This window comes from Thermolongibacillus altinsuensis (assembly GCF_004341205.1).
GTDB classification, from domain to species: Bacteria; Bacillota; Bacilli; order Bacillales; family Anoxybacillaceae; genus Thermolongibacillus; species Thermolongibacillus altinsuensis.
The window spans coordinates 1-1,647 of the sequence record NZ_SLUL01000037.1 but is presented as its reverse complement, the minus strand read 5'-3'; the positions used below and the strand labels follow the sequence as shown (position 1 = coordinate 1,647).

At 37.2% G+C, this 1,647-nt stretch carries 2 protein-coding genes; both read left to right on the top strand.

What is annotated here, in order from left to right; all coding sequences use genetic code 11:
- Nucleotides 1-93 precede the first annotated feature (93 nt).
- On the top strand, nucleotides 94-1,122 hold the full coding sequence (locus tag EDD69_RS15135) for an IS1595 family transposase (protein WP_132949721.1): 1,029 nt from the start codon (nucleotides 94-96) through the stop codon (nucleotides 1,120-1,122).
- 51 nt (nucleotides 1,123-1,173) lie between these two features.
- Nucleotides 1,174-1,536, top strand: coding sequence for a hypothetical protein (locus EDD69_RS15130; RefSeq protein ID WP_011886987.1), 363 nt, complete (start codon nucleotides 1,174-1,176; stop codon nucleotides 1,534-1,536).
- Nucleotides 1,537-1,647 lie beyond the last annotated feature (111 nt).

Here is a 1,647-nt window from a genome sequence, read left to right as displayed (position 1 = left end):
GGCTCTGTTAAAGATAAATGTTGATTTTTTGAATTTTTTACAAAATATTGTTATAATAAAAGGAAAATAACGCTTTGACAGAGGTGGTAAGGATTGAATAAAGCTTTCAGCAATTTGCTTAAATTCTTGGGGAGATTAAATCCAACTCAAAAAGAACAGGTCCATCATTGGCTGAAACGCTATGTTGACCCTACTTCCTCTGTCGGAGGTCGAATGATTGATGAAATGCGTGAAACTCGCTTTAAAGAGGGTTTTAAATGCCCTCTTTGCACAAGTGAACACATTGTTCGCTTCGGTAAATACAAAGGTCGCCAACGTTATAAATGTAAGGCTTGTTACAAAACATTCTCTGATATGACGAATACCGTTCTCTATCGTACACGAAAAGGTAACGAGTGGATTGCTTTTATTGAGTGTATGCTTAAAGGATATTCCCTGCGAAAATCTGCTGAAATCGTAGGGGTTACTTGGGTTACGCTTTTTTACTGGCGACATAAGTTGCTTAATGCTCTAAAGAAAATGGATTTTGACCAATTTGAAGGTATTGTCGAGGTTGACGAGACCTATTTCTTATACTCTGAAAAGGGTAAACGCAGGATTACAGGTCGTAAACCTCGAAAACGTGGAGGTAAATCAAAACATCGTGGAATTAGCAAAGAACAGGTCTGCGTTCTGGTGGCTCGTGATAGAACTAAGGCAACGATTGCGAAGGTGACTTGTATGGGGCGTGTGGTCAAATCTAAAGTAGATAAAGTTATCGGCTCGAAACTCCGTAGCAAGAATATATTGGTTACAGATGCTTGGAGAGCTTACAAAACATATGCCAAAGAAAAAGGATTACAACATTATCGAATCAAATCTGATGATGGTGTACACATCATCAAAGGCATCTACCACATTCAGAATGTGAACGGTTTTCACAGCCGCTTGAAACAATGGATGAACCGATTCAAAGGTGTGGCAAGCAAGTATCTTGACAACTATTTGGCTTGGTTCTTATTCGTGGATAAACGAGGACACGAAACAACTAAGCAGAATATTAAAGATATGCTCGTATCTTCTTTCTCCTTCGAGATGAATGATACCTATAAAAGCATTCGTCTTTCTAAATTTTCAATCTGATTATCAGTGTTTCACTTTAACAATCGTAATTTTTCATTAAGGGGGTAAAGTATGGCAAGGGAAGTACAATTTGATGATGAGGGTGTAATTCTAAAATTGAATGGAGTAACAGGACTATTCGCATTCAAATTCAACTTGAAAATGCCTTACAGCACTATCAAGAGTGTATATGTTGATTATTTTGATGCTCCGCAGTGGATGCTTCGGATGCCTGGAACTTCTATTTCAGCGTTAAATATTTTCGAGGGAAGTTTTAAATACGCTAATGAGTGGTACTTTCTTTCTTACGAGAACAGAGTTCCTCTGTTAATTATTGAGTTGGAAGGACACGAAAAGTATAATTATGCGATTTTCGAGATAGATGACCCTACCAGTGTTGCATCAGAAATCCGCAAACGTATAAGAGAACTGTAATGGTAATCTTATGGTGTTAACGAAAAAATTTTTGAAACAGGACACACAAAAAGACCGAAAAAATCGGTCTTTTTCTTTAGTAAAATATCAACAATAAAATTTAACAGAGCC